Source organism: Pseudomonas pisciculturae (genome assembly GCF_015461805.1).
GTDB classification, from domain to species: Bacteria; Pseudomonadota; Gammaproteobacteria; order Pseudomonadales; family Pseudomonadaceae; genus Aquipseudomonas; species Aquipseudomonas pisciculturae.
On record NZ_JACVZE010000007.1, the window covers coordinates 34,144 to 56,959 of the forward strand.

Consider the following 22,816-nt stretch of genomic DNA (forward strand, 5'->3'; position numbering starts at 1 on the left):
TTCCATTTTCCCGCTCGGGAGCCCCCGCGATGCTGCGTATCAGCCAAGAAGCTCTGACATTCGACGACATTCTCCTAGTGCCCGGTTATTCCGAGGTGCTTCCTAACGAAGTCAGTCTCAAGACCCGCCTAACCCGTGGCATCGAGCTGAATATTCCACTGGTTTCCGCTGCCATGGACACCGTCACCGAAGCCCGTTTGGCAATCGCCATGGCTCAGGAAGGCGGCATCGGCATCATCCACAAGAACATGACCATCGAGCAGCAAGCTGCCGAAGTGCGCAAGGTCAAGCGCTACGAAGCTGGTGTGGTCAAAGACCCCATCACCATCGAAGCCGACGCCACCGTGCGTGACCTGTTCGACCTGACCCGCCTGCACAACATCTCCGGTGTTCCGGTGCTGCATGATGGCGACCTGGTCGGCATCGTCACTTCCCGTGACGTGCGTTTCGAAAACCGTCTTGAAGTCACCGTCCGTGAAGTGATGACGCCCAAAGAGCGTCTGGTCACTGTCAAGGAAGGCGCCGACAAGAACGACGTGCGTGAGCTGCTGCACAAACACCGCATCGAGCGCGTGCTGATCGTCGACGACAAATTCGCCCTCAAAGGCATGATGACCGTCAACGACATCGAAAAAGCCAAGGCTTACCCGCTGGCCAGCAAGGATGACCAAGGTCGTCTGCGCGTCGGCGCCGCTGTCGGCACCGGTAAAGATACCGGCGACCGCGTTGCTGCCCTGGTTGCAGCGGGTGTTGACGTGGTGGTGGTCGACACTGCCCACGGCCACTCCAAAGGCGTGATCGACCGCGTGCGTTGGGTCAAGCAGAACTTCCCTGAAGTCCAAGTGATCGGCGGCAACATTGCCACCGGCGCAGCTGCCAAGGCCTTGGCCGAAGCGGGCGCGGACGCGGTCAAGGTCGGTATCGGCCCAGGCTCGATCTGCACCACCCGTATCGTCGCCGGTGTAGGCGTGCCGCAAATCAGCGCCATCGCCAACGTCGCCGCTGCCCTTGAAGGCACCGGCGTTCCGTTGATCGCTGACGGCGGCATCCGTTTCTCCGGTGACCTGTCCAAGGCCATCGTAGCCGGTGCTTCCTGCGTGATGATGGGCTCGATGTTCGCCGGTACTGAAGAAGCGCCAGGCGAGATCGAACTGTTCCAGGGCCGCTCCTACAAGGCTTACCGTGGCATGGGTTCGCTGGGCGCCATGTCCCAGGCTCAAGGCTCTTCCGACCGTTACTTCCAGGACTCCTCGGCAGGCGCCGAGAAGCTCGTACCGGAAGGCATCGAAGGCCGTGTGCCGTACAAAGGCACCCTGAGCGCGATCATCCACCAACTGATGGGCGGCCTGCGTTCCTCGATGGGTTACACCGGCAGCGCCGACATCGAAGAAATGCGCACCAAGCCAGAGTTCGTGCGGATCACCGGCGCCGGCATGGCTGAATCCCATGTCCACGACGTGCAGATCACCAAAGAAGCGCCAAACTACCGCGTAGGTTGATGCTTTCTGCAAAACGTTAAGTAACCGGGGCTGTTTTCAGCCCCGAGTTGTTTCTGATTTTCTTCACCGAATTGCATAGACGAGACTGACCCCATGGCCCTCGACATTCACGCCCACCGCATCCTGATCCTCGACTTCGGTTCCCAGTACACCCAGCTGATCGCCCGCCGCGTGCGTGAAATCGGCGTGTACTGCGAACTGCACCCGTTCGACATGGACGACGAAGCGATCCGCGAATTCGCACCCAAAGGCGTCATCCTCGCCGGTGGCCCCGAGTCCGTGCACGAAGCCAACAGCCCGCGCTGCCCGCAAGCCGTGTTCGACCTGGGCGTGCCCGTCTTCGGTATCTGCTACGGCATGCAGACCATGGCCGAGCAACTGGGCGGCAAGGTTGAAGGTTCCGAGCTGCGTGAATTCGGTTATGCCCGTGTGGACGTGGTCGGCAAGAGCCGCCTGCTGGACGGCATCGAAGACCACGTCGACGCCGACGGCCTGTTCGGCCTCGACGTGTGGATGAGCCACGGTGACAAAGTCACCAAGATGCCGGAAGACTTCCACATCCTGGCCAGCACCCCGAGCTGCCCGATCGCCGGCATGTTCAGCGACGAGCGTCGTTACTACGGCGTGCAGTTCCACCCGGAAGTGACCCACACCAAGCAAGGCGGGCGCATCCTGTCGCGCTTCATCCTCGACATCTGCGAGTGTGAAGCCCTGTGGACCCCGTCGAAAATCGCTGAAGACGCCATCGCCAACGTGCGTGCACAAGTCGGCACCGACAACGTATTGCTTGGCCTGTCCGGCGGCGTTGACTCCTCGGTAGTTGCCGCGTTGCTGCACAAAGCCATTGGCGACCAGCTGACCTGCGTCTTCGTCGACAACGGCCTGCTGCGCCTGCACGAAGGTGAGCAAGTGATGGCCATGTTCGCTGAGAACATGGGCGTCAAAGTGATCCGCGCCAACGCTGAAGATCAGTTTTTGAACAACCTGGCCGGTGAGTCCGACCCAGAGAAGAAGCGCAAGATCATCGGTCGCACCTTCATCGATGTCTTCGATGCCCAGTCCAACAGCCTGGACAACATCAAGTACCTCGCCCAGGGCACCATCTACCCAGACGTGATCGAGTCGGCTGGCGCCAAGAGCGGCAAGGCCCACGTGATCAAGTCCCACCACAACGTGGGTGGCCTGCCTGAGGAAATGAACCTCAAGCTGGTAGAACCGCTGCGCGAACTGTTCAAGGACGAAGTCCGCCGTCTGGGCTTGGAACTGGGCCTGCCGTACGACATGGTCTACCGCCACCCATTCCCGGGCCCGGGCCTGGGCGTGCGCATCCTGGGTGAAGTGAAGAAGGAATACGCCGACCTGCTGCGTCGCGCCGACCACATCTTCATCGAAGAACTGCGCAAGGCCGACTGGTATCACAAAGTCAGCCAGGCGTTCGTGGTGTTTCAGCCGGTGAAATCGGTTGGCGTGGTAGGCGATGGTCGTCGTTACGCCTGGGTTGTCGCCCTGCGTGCTGTAGAGACCATCGACTTCATGACTGCCCGTTGGGCACACCTGCCGTACGAACTGCTGGAAACCGTCAGCGGCCGTATCATCAATGAGATCGAAGGCATTTCGCGCGTGACGTATGACGTGTCGAGCAAGCCGCCGGCGACGATTGAGTGGGAATGATCCCCGCTCTGACTAATCGTCTGTAATAAGTGAAAGGCCCCGTGAATGTGAGTTCACGGGGCCTTTTGCGTATCAGGCATTTGCAGAAGGCAAGCGCCCCTCGAGCGCCAGGCCCATGCGGTTGAGTGCGTGGGCCAGGCTGAGCAAGTTCGCGTAGGTGACCTGATGAACGCTCGGCCAGGCGGGGCGGTTGATCCGAAAGCCGCTGTCCATCGTTCGCTCAATGGGCGTGCGTACAATCTGGTTCGTGCGGCTACGGTGAATCAGCGTCAAGGTCTCTTCCGACCGTTCGAGGGTGAACATGCCCTGGCGAAATAGCAGTCGATTGATTTGCTCAGTCGTTCTCGACGTTGCCTGGGTTGGTATCTGCAGGTTGATATCGGCGTACAGAGTGTCGACATTGCCGCGCATTTGGCGAGGAGTGCCCACATATTCATAACCTATATCGATGCCATGGTCGATATCCAAGTGCATACGCTGATCAGGTCGGACTTCTTCAATACGCAAACCGATTCCACCCTCGGTTTCGCTGATACCCGCCATTCCCCTGAAGGTGTTGGTACTCTCCTGGTCAGTCAATACCACCCATTTTCCGCCGCCGTTGCGCGCCTGAGTAGCCTGCATGATGGTGTGGGTGAGGTAGGTCTTGACGGATTGCCGCGACAATGCCGTGACGCGTGCATCGGGATAGCGATAGCTGGCCAGGCAGTCGGTAGCCTGGATCCGAATGCCGTTCTGTTGGGCCGTCTTAACCACCTCAAGCGGCGTGTATTGACCTGAGGGATCACCCGGCAGTTTTTCCAGGTATTTCTTGAGCATGCCTTCCATATTCCCCGTTTCTGCGAACTTATTCAGGTCAATTTGATTGAAATCGTTGAGCAGCCGATGCATGTAGAGTGTCTTGACGCCTTGCCTGGCCAGCGTCGGCATGTTCTCGATCAGAAACCGCATGCTGGCAATGCGGTCCTGACTTTCACCGACCACCAGTCCCGGTGCGGACTCGAATACCTTCTCGATGAGTTCGGTTACCGTTGTCGAAGGTGTGATCGCGGGCTGCACCGGCCGGGGAGGCAGGGAGGCGAAAAAACCCTCGGGTGTCTGGAAACTGTTGGCATCCCTGATCAGTACCGTACGACGTCCGGCAACGAATTCGTCGAAAGGAGGGACTCCTCTTAGTTCGCCAGAGGGTGTGACGACGATCTTTGTATGGGTTTCCAGTTTTCCCAGGGCCAGGAAATTCAGTGAGCGTCCATTGGGGGCATCGTATCTCGTCAAGTGTTGAGAATAATCTTCGGGTCGCGTCACAGGCTTGGCCGGTGTGGAGGGGCCGGGCACCGGATCGACAGGTGGCTGCGACGTGTGAGCAGGTGTAGCGGAGCTGCGAGCGGGCTTGCTGAGCTGCTTGCCGCCGCCCGCCAGGCGCAGTTTTGGTGCCAGCTCCCATTCGCCTTTGGCATTCAGGCGTACCGGCAGGGTGCCTGAAGACGCAAGCGGGTTTTGTGGGTCGATGATTGCCCACGTACCGCCGCCGTTAACGTCGGCTTCGTAGCGCACGGAATAAGCCTGATCGTTCATCAAAATGGCTGTAGAGGGATTTGAGTCTAGTTGATAGATGCCCTGGAACTTTCCGCTGGTGGCTAGTGGCGCCTGGCTTTCCAGAATTTCGTTGCTCTGCCAGTGCTCAGGCACCAGAACACCGTCGCTGGATTCTGCGGCAGGGGTGAGCGCGGCTTCGGTTTGCAGGGGGCTTTCTTCGGACTCATCACGCACCTGCGGTTCTTGCGCATCCGCATCCAGTGTCTTGTTCAAGTCGGCCATCTCGCTCGCTTCAGCGGCTTCAGCCGCAGCCCCGACTTCGTCCAGTACGTTGATCTCCTTGAGCATCGGTAGGTTGAATATGGTGTTGATGCCCGCGAGTACCGCGCCAATGACGCCAGCCTTGCGTTCCGCTGCGGTTCTACCATTGACTGCCTTGTCGATGTTCAGCCCCATCGCCGCGATGCTCGCCCCGATGACGGGCAGGGCGATGGGCCAACCGAGCAGGGCCAACGGACCGAAGACCTTCAGGCCAACGGTCAGATACCCCAGCCACAAGTGTTCGCGCATCTGTCCATTGGATATCAGAGTGAGCGTGGCTTCTTCGCGCATCGCGTTTTGCACGGACTGACTCAGCCAAGTGAACACGTCGTCGCTGACAATGATGTTTTTTTGATTGATCAAGCTGTGGTCGTATTTGCCCCAAGTGCCAACAAGTTGGTTCATCAGTGGCGTGATGTTGTCGTGAACCTCCTTGCGTATCGACAGTGGGAAATGGGTCATGAATTCGCGGCGAGGGTTTTCCTCGTTCATCTGCAGCAACACCCACCAATGCATGTCCGTAGGGGATGGGTGCACGTTGAAGGGGATTGCGGCGCCGGGAACGTAGGTGATCTGACGACCGTTCTGGTCGGTGATGTGAAGAATGTCGGTGGCGACACGTCCTGCTACATCCAATGCGCCCACCCGAAGATCGACGGGTGAAACGGTGTGTGAGTGCAGGCTCGCCAGCGTGATCGGCCAGGTCGCGTTACCGGTGACGGCTCTGACAGCGGTCTGGAAATCCGCTTCTTCCAGTTGGCCGCTTTCGCGCGCTTCAACGGCCTTGCTCAGGTAATTACATTTGGCAAGCACCCGGTAGTCATCGAAATGTGTGGCCCAAAAAGCATTGAATCTGGCGTCGTAGCGGCGACTGAGGTCCATCTCCCACAGGTCAGCCAGGACCTTGCTGGGGTACATGCGCACTTCATTGGTTTCGTTGTAGATACTGGCGCTTGCATCTGCGGTGTAGAACCCGCCATTGCTGTTCAATTCGAGGGCATCGTCTTGGTCGGTCACGCGAAATCTATGGATGACCAGTTGCGTCAGCGTGTAGGACTCACACGGTTTGGGCGCATGCTCCCATCCCAGGAACGTCTTGGTGCTGCTGGCCGTGACGTTGTCGAATCGGTGCCACCAGACGTGGTCCGGGTCATGGCCGGTGATGCCGTGTTTTGCCAGGATCTCACTGGCGACGGCATGCGCTTCTCCCAGCAAATCCGGACACGCGGTCACGAGAACGGGCGCGACGAGTTTAAGCGTGTCTCGATCAACGGTGTTGGTGGCAAGTAAAGTAATCGGGTCGCTGGACATAAACGCATTCCTTGGGGAGTCAGGCAACTAAGATTGCCCATCTGCCCAAGGAGGGTGCGTTAAGTATTTAGGGGCTAGCGTGGTTAAGGGGGAGGCTCACCGCCGCGCAATATCCGAAAAGTAAAACTTATCCAACGTATGCCGCGACTCGGTGTACTCGAACTGCCGCCCGTCCTGCAAAAATGTCTGGTTGCTCACCACGATCACATGGCTTTGGCCATCGAGGTCGAGGTGTGCCTGGTCGTCCTTGCTGCGGGGCAGGGCTTCGATGGTGCGTTGGGCGTAGGCGATTTGCAGTTGCAACGTCTGTTCGATAAACGCGTAGATCGACTGCTCGGCAATCGCCTGGTCCAGGCCGGGGATTACTTCGGCGACGAAGTGGTTGATGTCGAGGATCACCCGTTTGCCGCCGATGCGCCGTACCCGTTTTATACGGGTAATCAGCGTGCCGGGTTCGGCTTCGATGTGTTGCAGCAATGAGCCTCCCAGTGGGAACTGGGTGAATTCGACTACTTCGGTGCGTACGTCATCGCCCAGGTCGGCGTGGGTTTCGTGGAAGCTGACGATACCGCCCAGTTGGAACTCGATGGGGTTGGGGGACAACACGAAGGTGCCCTTGCCATGGATCTTTTGCGCAAAGCCACGCTCCTGCAACTGCTCGATGGCCCGACGTACGGTGCCCCGGCTGGCCTGGTAGCTGTCCATCAGTTCGGTTTCGGAGGGAAGGCGCGTACCGCGTTGCAGGCGTTCGGTGGTGATGCTGGCAAGCAGATCCGTGTAGATCTGGTTGTATTTGCTCATGGGGATGGCTCTGTGCCGATTTTCGGTCAAGGCAGGAACCTTAGTGGCCTGACCGGGCTTTGTCCATTGCGCTCACTACGACAAAATACCAATGATTTGTAACTCGTACAGACGAGTTGTTGCTTTAACTCGTCTGTACGAGTACTTTTGCGTTCGTTCCCTCAATAAAAAAATCAAAGTGGAAACCCAGCATGAGCCACGACTATCCCAATATTGCCCGCGAGATTCTCGAACACCTCGGGGGCAGCGACAACCTTGAGCAAGCTGCCCACTGCGTAACCCGCCTGCGCCTGGCGCTTAAAGATCCCAGCCTGGTCAACAGCAGTGCGTTGAACCAAGTCGATCTGGTCAAGGGCTCGTTCTTTACCGGCGGCTTGTTTCAAGTGGTTATCGGCCCCGGTGAAGTGGAAAAGGTCTACGCCGCCCTGCGTGAGCAAACCGGCCTCGCTGCCGCCACCATCGCCGACGTGAAGAAGAAGGGCGCCGACAAGACCAACGCCATGCAGCGTCTGGTGCGGGTGTTTTCCGATGTGTTCATGCCGATCCTGCCCGCGCTGATCATCGCCGGCCTGCTGATGGGCGTGAACAACCTGATGGGCGCCAAGGGCATGTTCATCGAGGGCAAGACGCTGCTGGAGGCGTATCCAAACCTGGATGGCCTGTGGAGCCTGATCAACCTGATGGCCAACACCTCGTTCGTGTTTTTGCCGGCGCTGGTGGGTTGGTCGGCGGCCAAGCGCTTTGGTGGCAGTGAAATCCTCGGCATCGTGCTGGGCCTGATGCTGGTGCACCCGGACCTGCTCAACGCCTGGAACTACGGCAAGGCCGTGGCAGGGCTCGACGGCCAGAGCCTGCCGTACTTCGATATTTTTGGTTGGTTCAAGATTGAAAAAGTCGGCTATCAGGGGCAGATCCTGCCGATCCTCATGGCCGCCTATGTGATGAGCGTGATCGAAAAATGGCTGCGGGCGCGGGTGCCCAACGCGATTCAGCTGCTCGTCGTGCCCATCACCACCATCGTCGTCACTGGCGTGCTGGCCCTGGCGATCATTGGCCCGGTGACCCGTCACCTCGGCATCCTGATCACTGAAGGCGTGGTCACCCTGTTTGACCTGGCACCGATGGTCGGCGGGGCGATTTTCGGCCTGCTGTATGCGCCGCTGGTGATCACCGGCATGCACCACATGTTCCTGGCTGTCGACCTGCAGCTTATCGCTACTCAGGGCGGCACGTTTATCTGGCCGATGATCGTCATGTCCAATCTGGCCCAGGGCAGCGCGGCGTTGGCGGTGTTCTATATGAGCCGCAATGCGCGGGATAAAAGCATGGCCTCCACCTCCGCTATTTCCGCTTATTTCGGCATCACTGAACCGGCGATGTTTGGGGTGAACCTGCGCTTCAAGTTTCCGTTTTATGCGGCGCTGGTGGGGTCGGCGTTGGGCAGTATTTTCCTGTCGCTGAACAAGGTGCAGGCGTCGGCCATCGGGGTGGGGGGCTTGCCGGGGTTTATCTCCATCGTGCCGCAGTCCATCGCGGTGTTTGTTATCGGCATGGTCGTTGCGATTGTGGTGCCGTTTGTTTTGACCTGTGGGTTGAGCATGAAGATTGTTCGGCCTGGGTACAGGGTCGCCTGAACCACCGCTATCGGGGGCAAGCCCCCTCCCACATTTTGATTTGTGAACATATTCAAAGGTGGGAGCTGGCTTGCCTGCGATGAGGCCCTCAAAGCCAACACAAAATTCTACTGAAGGAACCTCTATGCAAACCTGGCAACACTCGGTGATCTACCAGATCTACCCCAAAAGCTTCCACAGCCACGCGGGTAACGCCACCGGTGACCTGCTGGGCATCGTCGACAAGCTCGACTACCTGCAATGGCTGGGCGTCGACTGCCTGTGGATCACCCCGTTCCTGCGTTCGCCGCAGCGCGACAACGGCTACGACATCAGCGACTACTACGCCATCGACCCCAGCTACGGCACCATGGCCGACTGCGACCGGTTGATCAGCGAAGCGGCCAAGCGCGGCATCAAGCTGATGCTCGACATCGTGGTCAACCACACCTCCATCGAGCACGAGTGGTTCCAACAGGCACGCAGCAGCCTCGACAACCCCTACCGCGATTTCTACATCTGGCGCGACCAACCGAACAACTGGGAATCCAAGTTCGGCGGCTCGGCCTGGGAATACGAGGCGCAAACCGGCCAGTACTTTTTGCATCTGTTCGACCACACCCAGGCCGACCTCAACTGGGACAACCCCAAAGTGCGCGCCGAGGTGTTCAAGCTGATGCGCTTCTGGCGTGACAAGGGCGTGGGCGGTTTCCGCCTGGACGTGATCAACCTGATCTCCAAGCCCGCCGATTTCCCCGAAGACAACACCGACGGTCGCCGCTTCTACACCGATGGCCCCAACGTGCATGAATACTTGCAGCAAATGCACCGCGAAGTCTTCGAGGGCCATGACCTGATCAATGTCGGCGAGATGTCCTCCACCAGTCTTGAGCACTGCATCCGCTATTCGCGGCCGGAGTCGAAAGAGCTGTCGATGACCTTCAACTTTCATCACCTGAAAGTCGATTACCCGAACATGCAAAAGTGGGTGAAGGCCGACTTCGACTTCCTGCAACTCAAGCAGATTTTCTCCGACTGGCAACTGGGCATGCAGGCCGGTGGCGGCTGGAACGCGTTGTTCTGGTGTAACCACGACCAGCCGCGGGTGGTCTCGCGCTTTGGTGATGACGGTGAACACCGCGTGGTCTCGGCCAAGATGCTGGCTACGGCGCTGCACTTTTTGCAGGGCACGCCGTATGTGTACCAGGGCGAAGAGTTGGGCATGACCAATCCGGGCTTCGACAGGATCGAACAGTACCGCGATGTGGAGACCCTGAATATCTTTCGCCTCAAGCGCGATGCGGGTGAATCCGAAGCGTCGAGCATGGCGGCAATCATGCAGAAATCGCGAGACAACGGCCGCACCCCGATGCAGTGGAATGCGCAGGCCAACGCCGGTTTCAGCAGCGGCGAGCCGTGGATCGGCACTGCGGCCAACGCTTCGAGCATTAACGTCGAAAGCCAGCTGGATGACCCTGACTCAGTGCTGCATCACTACCGAGCCTTGATCGCCTTGCGTCGTCATGAGCCGCTGATTCAGGACGGCGTTTATCGCGAACTGCTGCAAGGCCACCGGCAGGTCTGGGCCTATCTGCGCGAAGGCCATGGCGAGCGTCTGTTGGTATTGAACAACTTCTACGCCACGCCGTGCGAAATCCAGTTACCCGACAGCCTCGTCAACCCGGCGGCGCAGCAGCGCGTGCTGATCAGCAACTACCCCGACTGCCCGCTGCGTACCGGCACGGTGGTGTTGCGCCCGTACGAATCGTTTGTGCTGCACCTCAAGGACTGAGACCCGTTGTAACCCCGTGTGGGAGCACGGGGCGCTTTGAAAAAACATAATAAAAATATCGGAGTGCTTCATGAAATCAACAATAAAGCTGGGCCTCGTTGCATCCTGCCTGAGCCTGCCGTTTGGTGCCCAAGCCTTGGAGTTCGCCGGTTACTTGCGCAGCGGCGCCGGGACGTCAACCGGCAGTGGCAAGCAACAATGTTTCCAACTGCCGGGGGCGCAATCCAAATACCGCTTGGGCAACGAATGCGAGCAGTACGCCGAGCTGGAATTGCGCCAGGACCTGCTCACCCTCGACGACGGCTCGGTGTTCAGCGTCGATGCGATGGCCTCCCTCTATAACCGTTACGACCGCTCCCCCAGGTTCCAGGGCGAAGACTACGGCACCGCGCGCATGCCGCAGATGTATGCGCAGTGGTCCAACCTGCCCAGCCTCAATGGCGGCTCGCTCTGGGCCGGTCGGCGTTACTACAAGCGTAACGACATCCATATCTCCGACTTCTACTACTGGAACCAGAGCGCCACGGGCGGCGGTATCGAGGACGTGCTGATTGGCGACCTCAAGTACAGCTACGCCATTTCCCGCAAGGACAACCTGGGTCAGAAGGAATACGCCACCCGGCACGACTTCAACGTGGCGGGCTTCAAGACCAACCCCGGCGGTGAGCTGGAATTGGGCCTGAGCTATATCGAAAAAGCCGGCGGGCGCGACACCAACAGCGGTTGGGCGCTCACCGCGCAGCATGTGCAAACGCCCTTTCTGGGCGGCAAGAACAAGTTCGCCTTGCAGTACGGTGAAGGCCCCGGCACGGGCCTGGGGTATACCGGCGATACCTTCCTGGACAAGAGCAGCAAAAGTTACCGCGCCGTGGAATTCTTCGACTGGCAGGTGACCCCGCGTTTCGGCGGGCAGATCGAAGCGGTGTACCAGAAGGATATTCGCCCCGGCAGCCAGGACCAGACCTGGATGTCTGTCGGTGTGCGCCCGGCCTATGCGATCAGCGAGCAGTTCAAACTGGTCACCGAGCTGGGTCATGATCAAGTCGATGCCACGGGCGGGACACGCAAGCTGAGCAAATTCACCTTCGCCCCCACGTGGTCGCCCAAAGGCCCGGATTTCTGGGCGCGGCCGGAAGTGCGTTTGTACTACACCTATGCGAGCTGGAACGAAGCGGCCAAGCGGGCAGCCAATGAGCTGGCGGCGGGTTCGGCGTTGTCGGATACCGGCTCGTACGGTACGGCGCGGCATGGCTCGAATTTTGGTGTGCAGGTTGAGTACTGGTGGAAATAAACATAGGGGTGTACGCGGACTAAATGTGGGAGCGGGCTTGCTCGCGAAGGCGGTGTATCAGTCACCTATGCATCAACTGACAGACTGCATTCGCGAGCAAGCCCGCTCCCACATTTGATCTTCGTCCCCCCCAGGATTTGCATCTACCCAATGATGTTTACAGAACACAACAACAGGTGAAGTCATGACCACAACCCAACCCCTGGAACTGCTGGCGCCGTTATCCGGCGTGCTGCTGGCGCTGGACACGGTGCCCGACCCGGTGTTCTCCAGCCGTGTGATCGGCGACGGCCTGTGCATCGACCCCACCTCGCAGACCCTCTGCGCGCCGCTCGCCGGGGTGATCAGCAATATCCAGGACAGTGGGCATGCCGTCAGCATCACCAGCGATCAGGGCGTGCAGGTGCTGCTGCATATCGGCCTGGATACTGTGAACCTAGCCGGCAAGGGCTTCACCCGCTTGGTCGAGGAAGGCCAGCGAATAGAGGCTGGGCAAGCGCTGATCGAGTTCGATGCGGACTATGTGGCACTCAACGCCCGCAGTTTGCTGACCTTGATGCTGGTGGTCAGCGGCGAGCCGTTTACCCTGCTGGCCGACGGTCTTGTGGCGGTGGGCCAGCCGCTGGTGCAGTTATCCACAAGCGAAACGGTTGACGTGGTAGATGAGGAGGAGGGCGACGCGCTGTTCTCCAAGCCGCTGACCTTGCCCAATGCCAACGGCCTGCACGCACGGCCGGCGGCGGTCCTGGCTCAGGCGGCGAAAGGCTTTGGCGCCAGCATCTACCTTCATAAGCATACTCAAAGTGCCAACGCCAAATCCTTGGTGGCGATCATGGCGCTGCAAACCGCCCAGGGCGATAGCTTGCAAGTGAGCGCGGCAGGGGCAGATGCCGAGGCGGCGATCGCGGCATTGGTTGACTTGTTGGCGCAAGGCTGCGGTGAAACCGTTGCGCCATCGGCTGTGGTGGTTGAGCCCGTGGTGTCGGCCACAGTACTGCGGGGAGTGTGTGCGTCGCCGGGTTCGGCGTTTGGTCAGGTCGTCCAAGTGACCGAGCCTGCGCTGAATATCATTGAACAGGGCGCTGGTGAAACGCCAGAGCGTGCCGCCTTGGAGCATGGCCTGTTGGCGGCGAACAAGGCGTTGCAAACCCTGCAAGACAACGCCGTCGGCAGTGCCCAGGCACAAATCTTCCGCGCCCACCAAGAGCTGCTCGAAGACCCGACTTTGCTCGAACACGCCCATGGCCTGCTGGCCCAGGGCAAGAGCGCCGCCTTCGCCTGGAACAGCGCCACCGCGGCCACCGTCAAACTGTTCCAAGGCCTGGGCAATGCGCTGATCGCCGAACGTGCGGCAGACCTGGCGGATGTCGGCCAGCGTGTGTTGAAGCTGATCCTCGGCATTCAAGACAGCGCCTGGGATTTGCCCGAGGGCGCGATCCTGATTGCTGAGCAATTGACGCCCTCGCAAACCGCCAGCCTGGACACACGCAAGGTGCTGGGCTTTGTCACGGTCGGCGGCGGCGCCACCAGTCACGTTGCCATTCTTGCCCGCGCCCTTGGGCTGCCAGCGGTTTGCGGTGTGCCGTCGCACGTGTTGGCACTCGCCAACGGCAAGCAGGTGCTGCTCGATGCCGACCACGGCGAGCTGCATCTGGCGCCGAACCTGGCCGAGATCGAACAGCTGGAGACGGTGCGCAAACAGCAAGTCCTAAAGCGCCAGCATGAAGTGGCACAGGCTTCACTACCTGCAACCACGCGTGACGGCCATCATGTCGAAGTCACCGCCAACGTTGCTTCGTTGCAGGAAGTAGAGCAATCCCTGGCCCTCGGCGGTGAAGGCGTCGGCCTGCTGCGCTCGGAGTTCCTTTACCTGGACCGCAATCGCGCCCCCAGCCCCGAAGAACAGGCCGGCACCTACACCGCCATCGCCCGCGCGCTGGGCGCCGAGCGCAACCTGGTGGTGCGCACCTTGGACGTTGGCGGCGACAAACCCTTGGCCTACGTGCCGATGGCCGCCGAAACCAACCCGTTCCTTGGCTTGCGCGGCATTCGCCTGTGCCTGGAACGCCCGGAACTGTTGCGCGAACAATTTCGCGCCATCCTCGCCAGTGCCGGTTTTGCGCGGCTGCATATCATGTTGCCGATGGTCAGCCTGCTGTCCGAGTTGCACCTGGCGCGCAAGATCCTTGAGGAAGAAGCGCTGGCCCTCGGGCTTAGCGAGCTGCCGAAGCTGGGCATCATGATCGAAGTGCCCTCTGCCGCGTTGATGGCAGATGTGTTCGCGCCCTATGTGGACTTCTTCTCCATCGGCACCAATGACCTGACCCAATACACCCTCGCCATGGACCGCGACCACCCGCGCCTGGCCAGCCAGGCCGACAGCTTTCACCCAGCGGTTCTGCGCCTGATCGCCACCACGGTCAAGGCCGCCCATGCCCATGGCAAGTGGGTGGGCGTGTGCGGTGCGCTGGCGTCCGAAGCGCTGGCGGTGCCGGTGCTGCTCGGGTTGGGGGTGGATGAGTTGTCGGTCAGCGTACCGTTGATCCCCACCATCAAGGCCACCGTGCGCGAGTTGGACTTGGCCGACTGCCAGATCATCGCCCGCCAGGTACTGGGCCTGGAAGAGGCCGCCCAGGTGCGCGAGGCCGTGCGCCAGTACCACGCAGCGACCGTTGAAACTTCACTGGAGCTTTGAGCATGTTCGAGAAATTGCAGCAGGCGTTCTGGAAGGCGCTGACGCCGGATTTGATCAAGGAAGAGGTGGCCGCGGCGCCGGGGTTATTGTCGGCCGATGTGCTGAGTGCGCTGGGTGGGGCGGACAACCTCAAGTCGCAGCAGCGCGTGGCGCTGACGCGGGTGCGGGTGCAGTTGCGGGATGGGGCGAAGTTGGATGCTGAGGCGTTAAAGGCGGCCGGTGTGCCGGCGGTGATGGTGTTGGCTGGCGGGGTAGTGCATCTGCTCACCGGCCTGAACTCGATCTAGAGATCAATGGAGAACAATGTGGGAGCCGGGCTTGCCCGCGATAGCAGTGTGTCAGGCAGAGGATATTTCGACTGCCAGGCCGCCATCGCGGGCAAGCCGGGCTCCCACAGGGTTTTGTGGTGTTTGATTAACAGTGTTTACAACTTCGGGTTGTCTTCTGGCGGCTTGGTCTTATCCACGCCCGGCACATGCAGGTTGCCTTCAACCACCTGGTTGCCCTCCAGCTGCGGCTGGGTCACCCAGGTCAGAATGTCGTAATACCGTCGGATGTTCGCCACAAAGTGCACCGGCTCACCACCACGGGCATAGCCGTAGCGCGTCTTGCTGTACCACTGCTTCTGCGACAAACGCGGCAGCATCTTTTTAACGTCCAGCCACTTGTTCGGGTTCAGGCCTTCGCGCTTGGCCAAGGTGCGCGCATCGTCCAGGTGGCCACCGCCGACGTTGTAGGCGGCGAGGGCAAACCAGGTGCGATCAGGCTCGACAATGCTGTCGTCCAGCTCTTGCTTGATCTTGGCCAGGTACTTGGCGCCGCCCATGATGCTTTGCTTGGCATCCAGACGGTTGGACACGCCCATGGCCTGGGCGGTGTTCTGGGTCAGCATCATCAGGCCGCGTACACCGGTCTTGGAGGTGACCGCCGGTTGCCACAGCGATTCCTGATAGCCAATGGCGGCCAACAGGCGCCAGTCGACCTTTTCTTCCTTGGCGTAGGCCCTGAAATGCTTTTCGTACTTGGGTAAACGTTGCTGCAAATGCTGGGCGAAGGTGTAGGCACCCACATAACCGAGTACATCCACATGCCCGTAATAGCGGTCTTTGAGCCGCTGCAAGGTGCCGTTTTTCTCGACTTTATCCAGGTAACTGTTGATCTCGTTGAGCAGGCTGTTGTCTTCACCGGCGGCCACGGCCCAACTCTGGTTGCTGGCATCGCCCAGGTCGAAGGCTACGCGCACGTTGGGGAAGTACACCTGGTTCATCGCCACTTCGTTGGAGTCCACCAGGGTCAGGTCGATCTGCCCCTCGTCCACCATGCGCAGCAGGTCGACGACCTCAACGGCGTCGGATTCTTCGTATTCGATTGCAGGGTTCTGTTTTTTCAGCGCCGCCAGTTGTTCGGCGTGGGTGCTGCCCTTGAGCACCATGATCTTCTTGCCCGCGAGGTCTGCCGCGTTGGTCGGCCGGGACTGGCCGTTGCGGTAGATGATCTGCGGGGTCACTTCAAGGTAAGGGTGGGAGAAACGCACCTGCTGCAGACGTTGCTCGCTGCTCACCAGGCCGGCGGCTGCGAGAACCGGGCCGTTGGACTTGCCCAATTGGCCGAACAGGTCATCAAGGTTGTCGGCGGTCTCGATCTCAAGCTTCACGCCCAGGTCATCGGCAAAGCGCTTTACCAGTTCGTATTCGAAACCGGTTTCACCGTTGCGGTCCTGGAAATACGTGGCCGGGCTGTTCCGGGTAATCACCCGCAATACGCCATCCTCCTTGATTCGCTCAAGCGTGCTGGGTTTATCAACACAGGCGCTGAGCATCAGGAAGAGTCCGGTTGCGATCAGCCATCTGGCGTATCGCGGGCGCAAAGCAGTAGGGGAGAACATCTGCGCAGTATACGCAAACGGCCCACGGCGCCATATCTCGACAGCGGGGGACTTGTCTGCTAGCGCGGTGAAAACTGTGCTGCAGCCCGCAGAAACGGGGCTTGGCGGCCGATTGTGACGGTTAAAATAACTGCTGCGAATGCCTACGCGCAGCCCCGCAAAGGGGTCGAATCCGGCCAACTGACGTTCGGCAGCAGCCAGCAGCACCGTTTCGGGTGCCGTTGGCGGCGGTTTACGCTAGAATGCACGGCCTCAAAGCACACCCCCTTCCCGAGGCTGTCCCGAAGATGTTGATCCTGCGCGGCGCTCCTGCCCTTTCTGCCTTTCGCCACAGCAAACTCCTTGAACAACTGAGCCAGAAGGTTCCAGCGGTTACAGGCCTGTATGCTGAATTTGCTCACTTCGCCGACGTTACCGGCGTGTTGACCGCCGACGAACAGCAAGTGCTCGCACGCCTTCTGAAGTACGGCCCAAGCGTTCCCGTTCAAGAGCCGACTGGCCGCTTGTTCCTGGTTCTGCCACGGTTCGGCACCATCTCGCCCTGGTCGAGCAAGGCCAGCGACATCGCCCGCAACTGCGGCCTGTCGAGCATCCAGCGCCTGGAACGCGGTATCGCCTTCTACGTGGCTGGCCAGTTCAGCGACGCCGAGGCCGAGCTGATTGCCAGCAGCCTGCACGACCGTATGACCCAAATCATCGTCAGCCAGTTGGAACAGGCTGCCGGCCTGTTCAGCCACGCCGAACCCAAGCCGCTCACCGCGATTGACGTGCTCGGCGGTGGCCGTGCTGCCCTCGAGAAGGCCAACACCGAGCTGGGCCTGGCCCTGGCCGAAGACGAGATCGACTACCTGGTCAACGCCTTCAACGGTTTGAAGCGCAACCCGCACGACATCGAACTGATGATGTTTGCCCAGGCCAACTCCGAGCATTGCCGTCACAAGATCTTCAACGCCAGTTGGGATATCGACGGCGAGAGCCAGGAAAAAAGCCTGTTCGGCATGATCAAGAATACCTACGTGATGCACAGCGAAGGCGTTCTGTCGGCTTATAAAGACAACGCTTCGGTGATCGTCGGCTCCGTCGCCGGCCGTTTCTTCCCGGACCCTGAAACCCGCCAATACGGCGCGGTGCAGGAACCGGTGCACATCCTGATGAAGGTCGAGACCCACAACCACCCGACCGCGATTGCCCCTTTCCCTGGCGCAGCCACCGGTTCGGGCGGCGAGATCCGCGACGAAGGTGCTACCGGCCGTGGCGCCAAGCCAAAGGCGGGCCTCACCGGTTTCACCGTATCCAACCTGCAGATCCCAGGCTTCGAACAGCCGTGGGAAGTGCCGTACGGCAAGCCTGAGCGCATCGTCACCGCGCTGGACATCATGATCGAAGGCCCGTTGGGCGGCGCCGCGTTCAACAACGAATTCGGTCGTCCGGCCCTGACCGGCTACTTCCGTACCTTCGAACAATCCATCACCACCCCGCGTGGCGATGAAGTGCGCGGTTACCACAAGCCGATCATGTTGGCCGGCGGCATGGGCAACATCCGTGAAGAGCACGTCAAGAAAGGCGAGATTCTGGTCGGCTCCAAGCTGATCGTGCTCGGCGGCCCGGCAATGTTGATCGGCCTGGGCGGCGGCGCGGCTTCCTCCATGGCCACCGGCACCAGCTCGGCCGACCTGGACTTCGCTTCCGTACAGCGCGAAAACCCAGAGATGGAGCGTCGCTGCCAGGAAGTCATCGACCGTTGCTGGCAGTTGGGTGACAAGAACCCGATCAGCTTCATCCACGACGTCGGCGCGGGTGGTTTGTCCAACGCCTTCCCGGAACTGGTCAACGATGGCGACCGTGGTGGCCGTTTCGAACTGCGCAACATTCCAAACGACGAGCCGGGCATGGCCCCGCACGAAATCTGGAGTAACGAATCCCAAGAGCGCTATGTATTGGCTGTAGGCCCTGAAGACTTCGCGCGCTTCCAGGCCATCTGCGAACGCGAGCGCTGCCCGTTTGCCGTGGTTGGCGAAGCCACTGCCGAGCCGCAACTGACGGTCACCGACAGCCACTTCGGCAACAGCCCGGTAGACATGCCGCTTGAAGTACTGCTGGGCAAAGCCCCGCGCATGCACCGTTCGGCCGTGCGAGAAGCTGAATTGGGCGATGATTTCGACCCAAGCAAGCTGGAACTGGCTGACAGCATCGAGCGCGTGCTGCACCACCCGGCTGTGGCGAGCAAAAGCTTCCTTATTACTATCGGCGATCGCACCATCACTGGCCTCGTTGCCCGTGACCAAATGGTCGGCCCGTGGCAAGTGCCGGTGGCTGACGTTGCCGTTACCGCCACCAGCTTCGACGTGTACACCGGTGAAGCCATGGCCATGGGCGAGCGTACCCCGCTGGCCCTGCTGGACGCCCCGGCGTCGGGCCGCATGGCCATTGGTGAAACCCTCACCAACATCGCCGCCTCGCGCATTGGCAAGCTGTCCGACATTAAGCTGTCGGCCAACTGGATGTCGGCTGCCGGTCACCCGGGTGAAGACGCGCGTCTGTATGACACCGTTAAAGCGGTCGGCATGGAGCTGTGCCCTGAGCTGGGCATCACCATTCCGGTGGGCAAGGACTCCATGTCCATGGCCACCCGTTGGAATGAAGATGGCACCGACAAGAGCGTCACTTCGCCGCTGTCGCTGATCGTCACCGGCTTCGCGCCGGTCACCGACATTCGCCAGACCCTGACCCCGCAACTGCGTATGGACAAGGGCACCACCGATCTGATCCTGATCGACCTGGGCCGTGGCCAGAACCGCATGGGCGCCTCGATCCTGGCGCAAACCCACGGCAAGCTCGGCAGCCAGGCCCCAGACGTCGATGACGCCGAAGACCTGAAAGCCTTCTTCGCCGTGATCCAGGGCCTTAACGCCGATGGCCACCTGCTGGCTTACCACGACCGTTCCGACGGTGGTTTGCTCACCAGTGTTGTCGAGATGGCCTTCGCCGGTCACTGCGGCTTGAACATCGTGCTCGACAGCGTTGCCGAGGCGGCTGGCGAAATCAACGGCATCCTGTTCAACGAAGAGTTGGGCGCGGTGATCCAGGTTCGCCAGGACGCTACCCCAGACGTACTCGCCCAATTCAGCGCTGCGGGCCTGGACGACTGCGTGGCGGTGATCGGCCAGCCGATCAACAACGGCGAGATCAACATCTCGTTCAACGGCGACACCGTGTTCGCCGGCCAGCGTCGCTTGCTGCAACGCCAGTGGGCTGAAACCAGCTACCAGATCCAGCGTCTGCGCGACAACGTTGAGTGCGCCGAGCAAGAATTCGACGTGATCCTGGAAGAAGACAACCCGGGCCTGAGCACCAAGCTCAGCTTCGACGTCAACCAGGACATCGCTGCGCCTTACATCAAGAAAGGCATTCGCCCACAAGTTGCCGTACTGCGTGAGCAGGGCGTCAATGGCCAGGTAGAAATGGCGGCTGCGTTCGACCGCGCCGGCTTTAATGCGATCGACGTGCACATGAGCGACATCCTCGCCGGTCGCGTTGACCTCAACGAGTACAAAGGCCTGGTGGCCTGCGGCGGTTTCTCCTATGGCGACGTGCTGGGTGCTGGTGAAGGCTGGGCCAAGTCGGCCCTGTTCAACAGCCGTGCCCGCGATGCTTTCCAAGGCTTCTTCGAACGCAACGACAGCTTCACCCTGGGTGTGTGCAACGGTTGCCAGATGATGTCCAACCTCAGCGAACTGATCCCGGGCAGTGAGTTCTGGCCGCACTTTGTGCGCAACCGTTCCGAGCAGTTCGAAGCCCGTGTCGCCATGGTGCAGGTGCAAGAGTCCAACTCGATCTTCCTGCAAGGTATGGCCGGTTCGCGCATGCCAATCGCCATCGCCCACGGTGAAGGCCATGCTGAATTCGCCAGCGAAGAAGCATTGCTCGAAGCCGACCTGTCCGGCACCGTCGCCCTGCGTTTCGTCGACAACCACGGCAAGGTCACCGAGACCTACCCGGCCAACCCGAACGGCTCGCCGCGCGGGATCACCGGCCTTACCAGCCGCGACGGTCGCGTCACCATCATGATGCCGCACCCGGAGCGTGTATTCCGCGCCGTGCAGAACTCGTGGCGCCCGGAAGAGTGGGACGAGGACGGCGCCTGGATGCGGATGTTCCGCAACGCTCGTGTGTGGGTGAACTAAGACGGTGTTCAAGCTCGCCTTCTTTGTACCCGACAGCCATGTGGAGACGGTGAAAACCGCCGTCTTCGCAGCCGGCGGCGGGCGCATCGGCGACTACGACAGCTGCGCCTGGCAAGTGCTGGGCCAGGGCCAATTCCGCGCGTTGGACGGCAGTAAGCCGTTTATCGGGCAGGTGGGCCAGGTTGAAGTGGTTGAAGAGTGGAAGGTGTAGCTGGTGGTGGCGGATGAATTGATTGTGGCTGTTGTGGCTGCGCTCAAGCTAAGCCACCCGTATGAAACACCGGCTTATGAAGTGTGGCAGTTGGCGGATTATTGATTCGTAGGCTGTAGAAACAAGAAACCCGCTGGGCCTGGACGGTCAGCGGGTTTTTTGTTGCCTGTGAGGGCCTTATCGGGAGCAAGCCCCCTCCCACATTTGACCGAGTTCCAACTTTGGAATGCAATCAAGTGTGGGAGGGGGCTTGCTCCCGATGAGGCCGAGGCAGGCGATGAAGATTTAGGCCCCAGCCCCAATCTGCCGACCACTGACCAACCGCTCCAATACCTCACCCAACCCCGAAGCCTTATCGCCAATCAACAGGTGCCAAACCCCGCTGTCGAGTTGGATGACACCCTGACAGCCAAGCGCCACAAGCTGAACCTCGGACAACACGGAGTCATCCCCCAATTCCACCCGCAACCGGGTGATTGCTACCGCTTCCAACTGCCGCACATTGGCCCGGCCACCCAAGGCGTTCAGCCAATTTTCGGCTTCCTGGACATTCACCGCTGCCAGTTTATCCACAGGCGCAACGGAGGCGGGTTCAGCGGCAACAAAACCCGGCATCGCCAACCGAATCTCATCGGCAATGCTGTCAGCCATCGGCCCGACCACCACCTGCAAACTCCCACCATTGCCCGGCCGCACCACGGCCATGGCACCCAGTGCTTTCAACTCCGCATCCACCGCTTTGTTGCGATCCACCATGTCCAGGCGCAGGCGCGTAGTGCATGCCCCCACACTCAACAGATTCGAAGCACCGCCCAACGCGCGGATGTATGCACTGGCGCGCTGGTTATCGGTCATCACCTCGGCCTGCACCACTTGAATATCTTCACGCCCCGGTGTCTTCAGGTTGAAGCGGCGGATGCAGTAGCTGAACACCGTGTAGTAGATCACCGAGTAGGCCAACCCAACCGGCACCACCAGCCACCCATTGGTGGACTTGCCCCAACCCAGCACCATGTCGATAAACCCACCGGAGAAGGTAAACCCGAGGTGGATATTCAACAGGTTGGTCACCGCCATCGACAGGCCCGTCAGCAACGCATGCAGTAAATAGAGAAACGGCGCCAGGAACATAAACGCAAACTCAATCGGCTCGGTCACCCCAGTCAAAAACGAGGTCAGCGCCATCGACAGGAAAATCCCGCCCATCACTTTGCGCCGCTCCGGCAGCGCATTGCGGTACATCGCCAGGCACGCCGCCGGCAAACCGAACAGCATAACCGGGAACATGCCGGTCATGAACTGGCCGCCTTTCGGGTCGCCGGCAAAGTAGCGGGTGAGGTCGCCCGTCACCACCGCACCGGTCACCGGGTCGGTAAAGCTGCCGAACACAAACCACGCCATATTGTTGAGGATATGGTGCAGCCCGGTGACGATCAGCAGGCGGTTGAACACGCCAAATACAAACGCACCCAGGCTGCCGCTTTCCATCAGCAACACGCCAAAACTGTTGATGCCGTGCTGGATCGGCGGCCAGATCAAACCAAAGATCACCCCCAGCCCAACTGCCGAGAACCCGGTGACAATCGGCACAAACCGTCGCCCACCAAAGAACGCCAAATACTCCGGCAGCTTGATGTCCTTGAAGCGGTTATACAGCCCGCCCGCCATCAAGCCGCTGGCGATACCGGCGAGCATGCCCATGTTGATGGTGGTGTCCATCACCTTGAGGGTGGAGATCATCACCAGGTAACCAATCGCCCCGGCCAGACCCGCCGTGCCATTGTTGTCGCGGGCAAACCCCACGGCGATGCCGATGGCGAAGATCAGCGCCAGGTTGGCGAAGATCGCCTGCCCGGCATCGTGCATCACTGCGATGTTCAACAGGTCTGTGTCGCCCAGGCGCAGCAGCAGGCCGGCGATGGGCAAAATCGCAATCGGCAGCATCAGCGCACGGCCGAGGCGTTGCAGGCCTTCGATAAAGTGTTGGTACATGGCGTGTCTCCTTT

At 60.3% G+C, this 22,816-nt stretch carries 12 protein-coding genes and 1 pseudogene; 9 read left to right on the top strand and 4 right to left on the bottom strand.

Translation table 11 applies throughout. The features are described from left to right. Positions 1–29 precede the first annotated feature (29 nt). Entirely contained in the window at positions 30–1,499 is a 1,470-nt protein-coding gene (gene guaB / locus ICY20_RS19245; RefSeq protein WP_017478674.1) for an IMP dehydrogenase, read from the top strand. Positions 1,500–1,592: 93 nt separating this feature from the next. Beyond that, positions 1,593–3,170 carry a glutamine-hydrolyzing GMP synthase gene (gene guaA / locus ICY20_RS19250; protein ID WP_122489116.1) on the top strand — a complete coding sequence of 526 codons (1,578 nt, stop codon included), beginning with the start codon at positions 1,593–1,595 and terminating at the stop codon, positions 3,168–3,170. Positions 3,171–3,242: 72 nt separating this feature from the next. Here guaA and ICY20_RS19255 read toward each other — a convergent pair whose 3' ends face one another. Both ICY20_RS19255 and treR read right to left on the bottom strand, forming a co-directional pair. After that, a complete protein-coding gene (locus tag ICY20_RS19255) occupies positions 3,243–6,338 on the bottom strand; it encodes a membrane-targeted effector domain-containing toxin (RefSeq protein ID WP_194938366.1) in 3,096 nt (1,031 codons plus the stop codon). Between the two features lie 96 nt (positions 6,339–6,434). Beyond that, a complete protein-coding gene (treR, locus tag ICY20_RS19260; protein WP_194938367.1) occupies positions 6,435–7,139 on the bottom strand; it encodes a trehalose operon repressor in 705 nt (234 codons plus the stop codon). A gap of 191 nt (positions 7,140–7,330) precedes the next feature. On the opposite strand from treR, the gene treP reads away from it, so the two are divergent. The 5 genes from treP to ICY20_RS19285 all read left to right on the top strand — a co-directional run bounded on the left by treP (position 7,331) and on the right by ICY20_RS19285 (position 14,817). Continuing rightward, positions 7,331–8,773: a PTS system trehalose-specific EIIBC component gene (treP, locus tag ICY20_RS19265; protein WP_159955323.1), complete on the top strand. Its 1,443-nt coding sequence runs from the start codon at positions 7,331–7,333 to the stop codon at positions 8,771–8,773. A gap of 124 nt (positions 8,774–8,897) precedes the next feature. Continuing rightward, positions 8,898–10,544 carry an alpha,alpha-phosphotrehalase gene (gene treC / locus ICY20_RS19270; RefSeq protein ID WP_194938368.1) on the top strand — a complete coding sequence of 549 codons (1,647 nt, stop codon included), beginning with the start codon at positions 8,898–8,900 and terminating at the stop codon, positions 10,542–10,544. Positions 10,545–10,614: 70 nt separating this feature from the next. Further along, positions 10,615–11,835: a maltoporin gene (locus ICY20_RS19275; protein WP_194938369.1), complete on the top strand. Its 1,221-nt coding sequence runs from the start codon at positions 10,615–10,617 to the stop codon at positions 11,833–11,835. 184 nt (positions 11,836–12,019) lie between these two features. Further along, positions 12,020–14,530 (top strand): phosphoenolpyruvate--protein phosphotransferase, encoded by a 2,511-nt coding sequence (gene ptsP, locus ICY20_RS19280; RefSeq protein ID WP_194938370.1) that lies wholly within the window; start codon positions 12,020–12,022, stop codon positions 14,528–14,530. A gap of 2 nt (positions 14,531–14,532) precedes the next feature. Next, positions 14,533–14,817, top strand: a complete 285-nt coding sequence (locus ICY20_RS19285; RefSeq protein ID WP_159955331.1) for a PTS transporter subunit EIIB — start codon at positions 14,533–14,535, stop codon at positions 14,815–14,817. 137 nt (positions 14,818–14,954) lie between these two features. On the opposite strand, the gene mltF is transcribed toward ICY20_RS19285, so the two are convergent. Then, complete coding sequence (gene mltF, locus ICY20_RS19290) at positions 14,955–16,415, bottom strand: membrane-bound lytic murein transglycosylase MltF (protein ID WP_159955333.1); 1,461 nt, start codon at positions 16,413–16,415, stop codon at positions 14,955–14,957. A 287-nt stretch (positions 16,416–16,702) separates the two neighbouring features. On the opposite strand from mltF, the gene purL reads away from it, so the two are divergent. After that, positions 16,703–20,599 (top strand): phosphoribosylformylglycinamidine synthase, encoded by a 3,897-nt coding sequence (gene purL, locus ICY20_RS19295; protein ID WP_159955335.1) that lies wholly within the window; start codon positions 16,703–16,705, stop codon positions 20,597–20,599. 4 nt (positions 20,600–20,603) lie between these two features. Next, positions 20,604–20,915, top strand: a pseudogene (locus ICY20_RS19300) (NGG1p interacting factor NIF3). Positions 20,916–21,095: 180 nt separating this feature from the next. Here ICY20_RS19300 and nagE read toward each other — a convergent pair. Next, complete coding sequence (gene nagE, locus ICY20_RS19305) at positions 21,096–22,802, bottom strand: N-acetylglucosamine-specific PTS transporter subunit IIBC (protein ID WP_194938371.1); 1,707 nt, start codon at positions 22,800–22,802, stop codon at positions 21,096–21,098. Between the last annotated feature and the right edge of the window lie 14 nt (positions 22,803–22,816).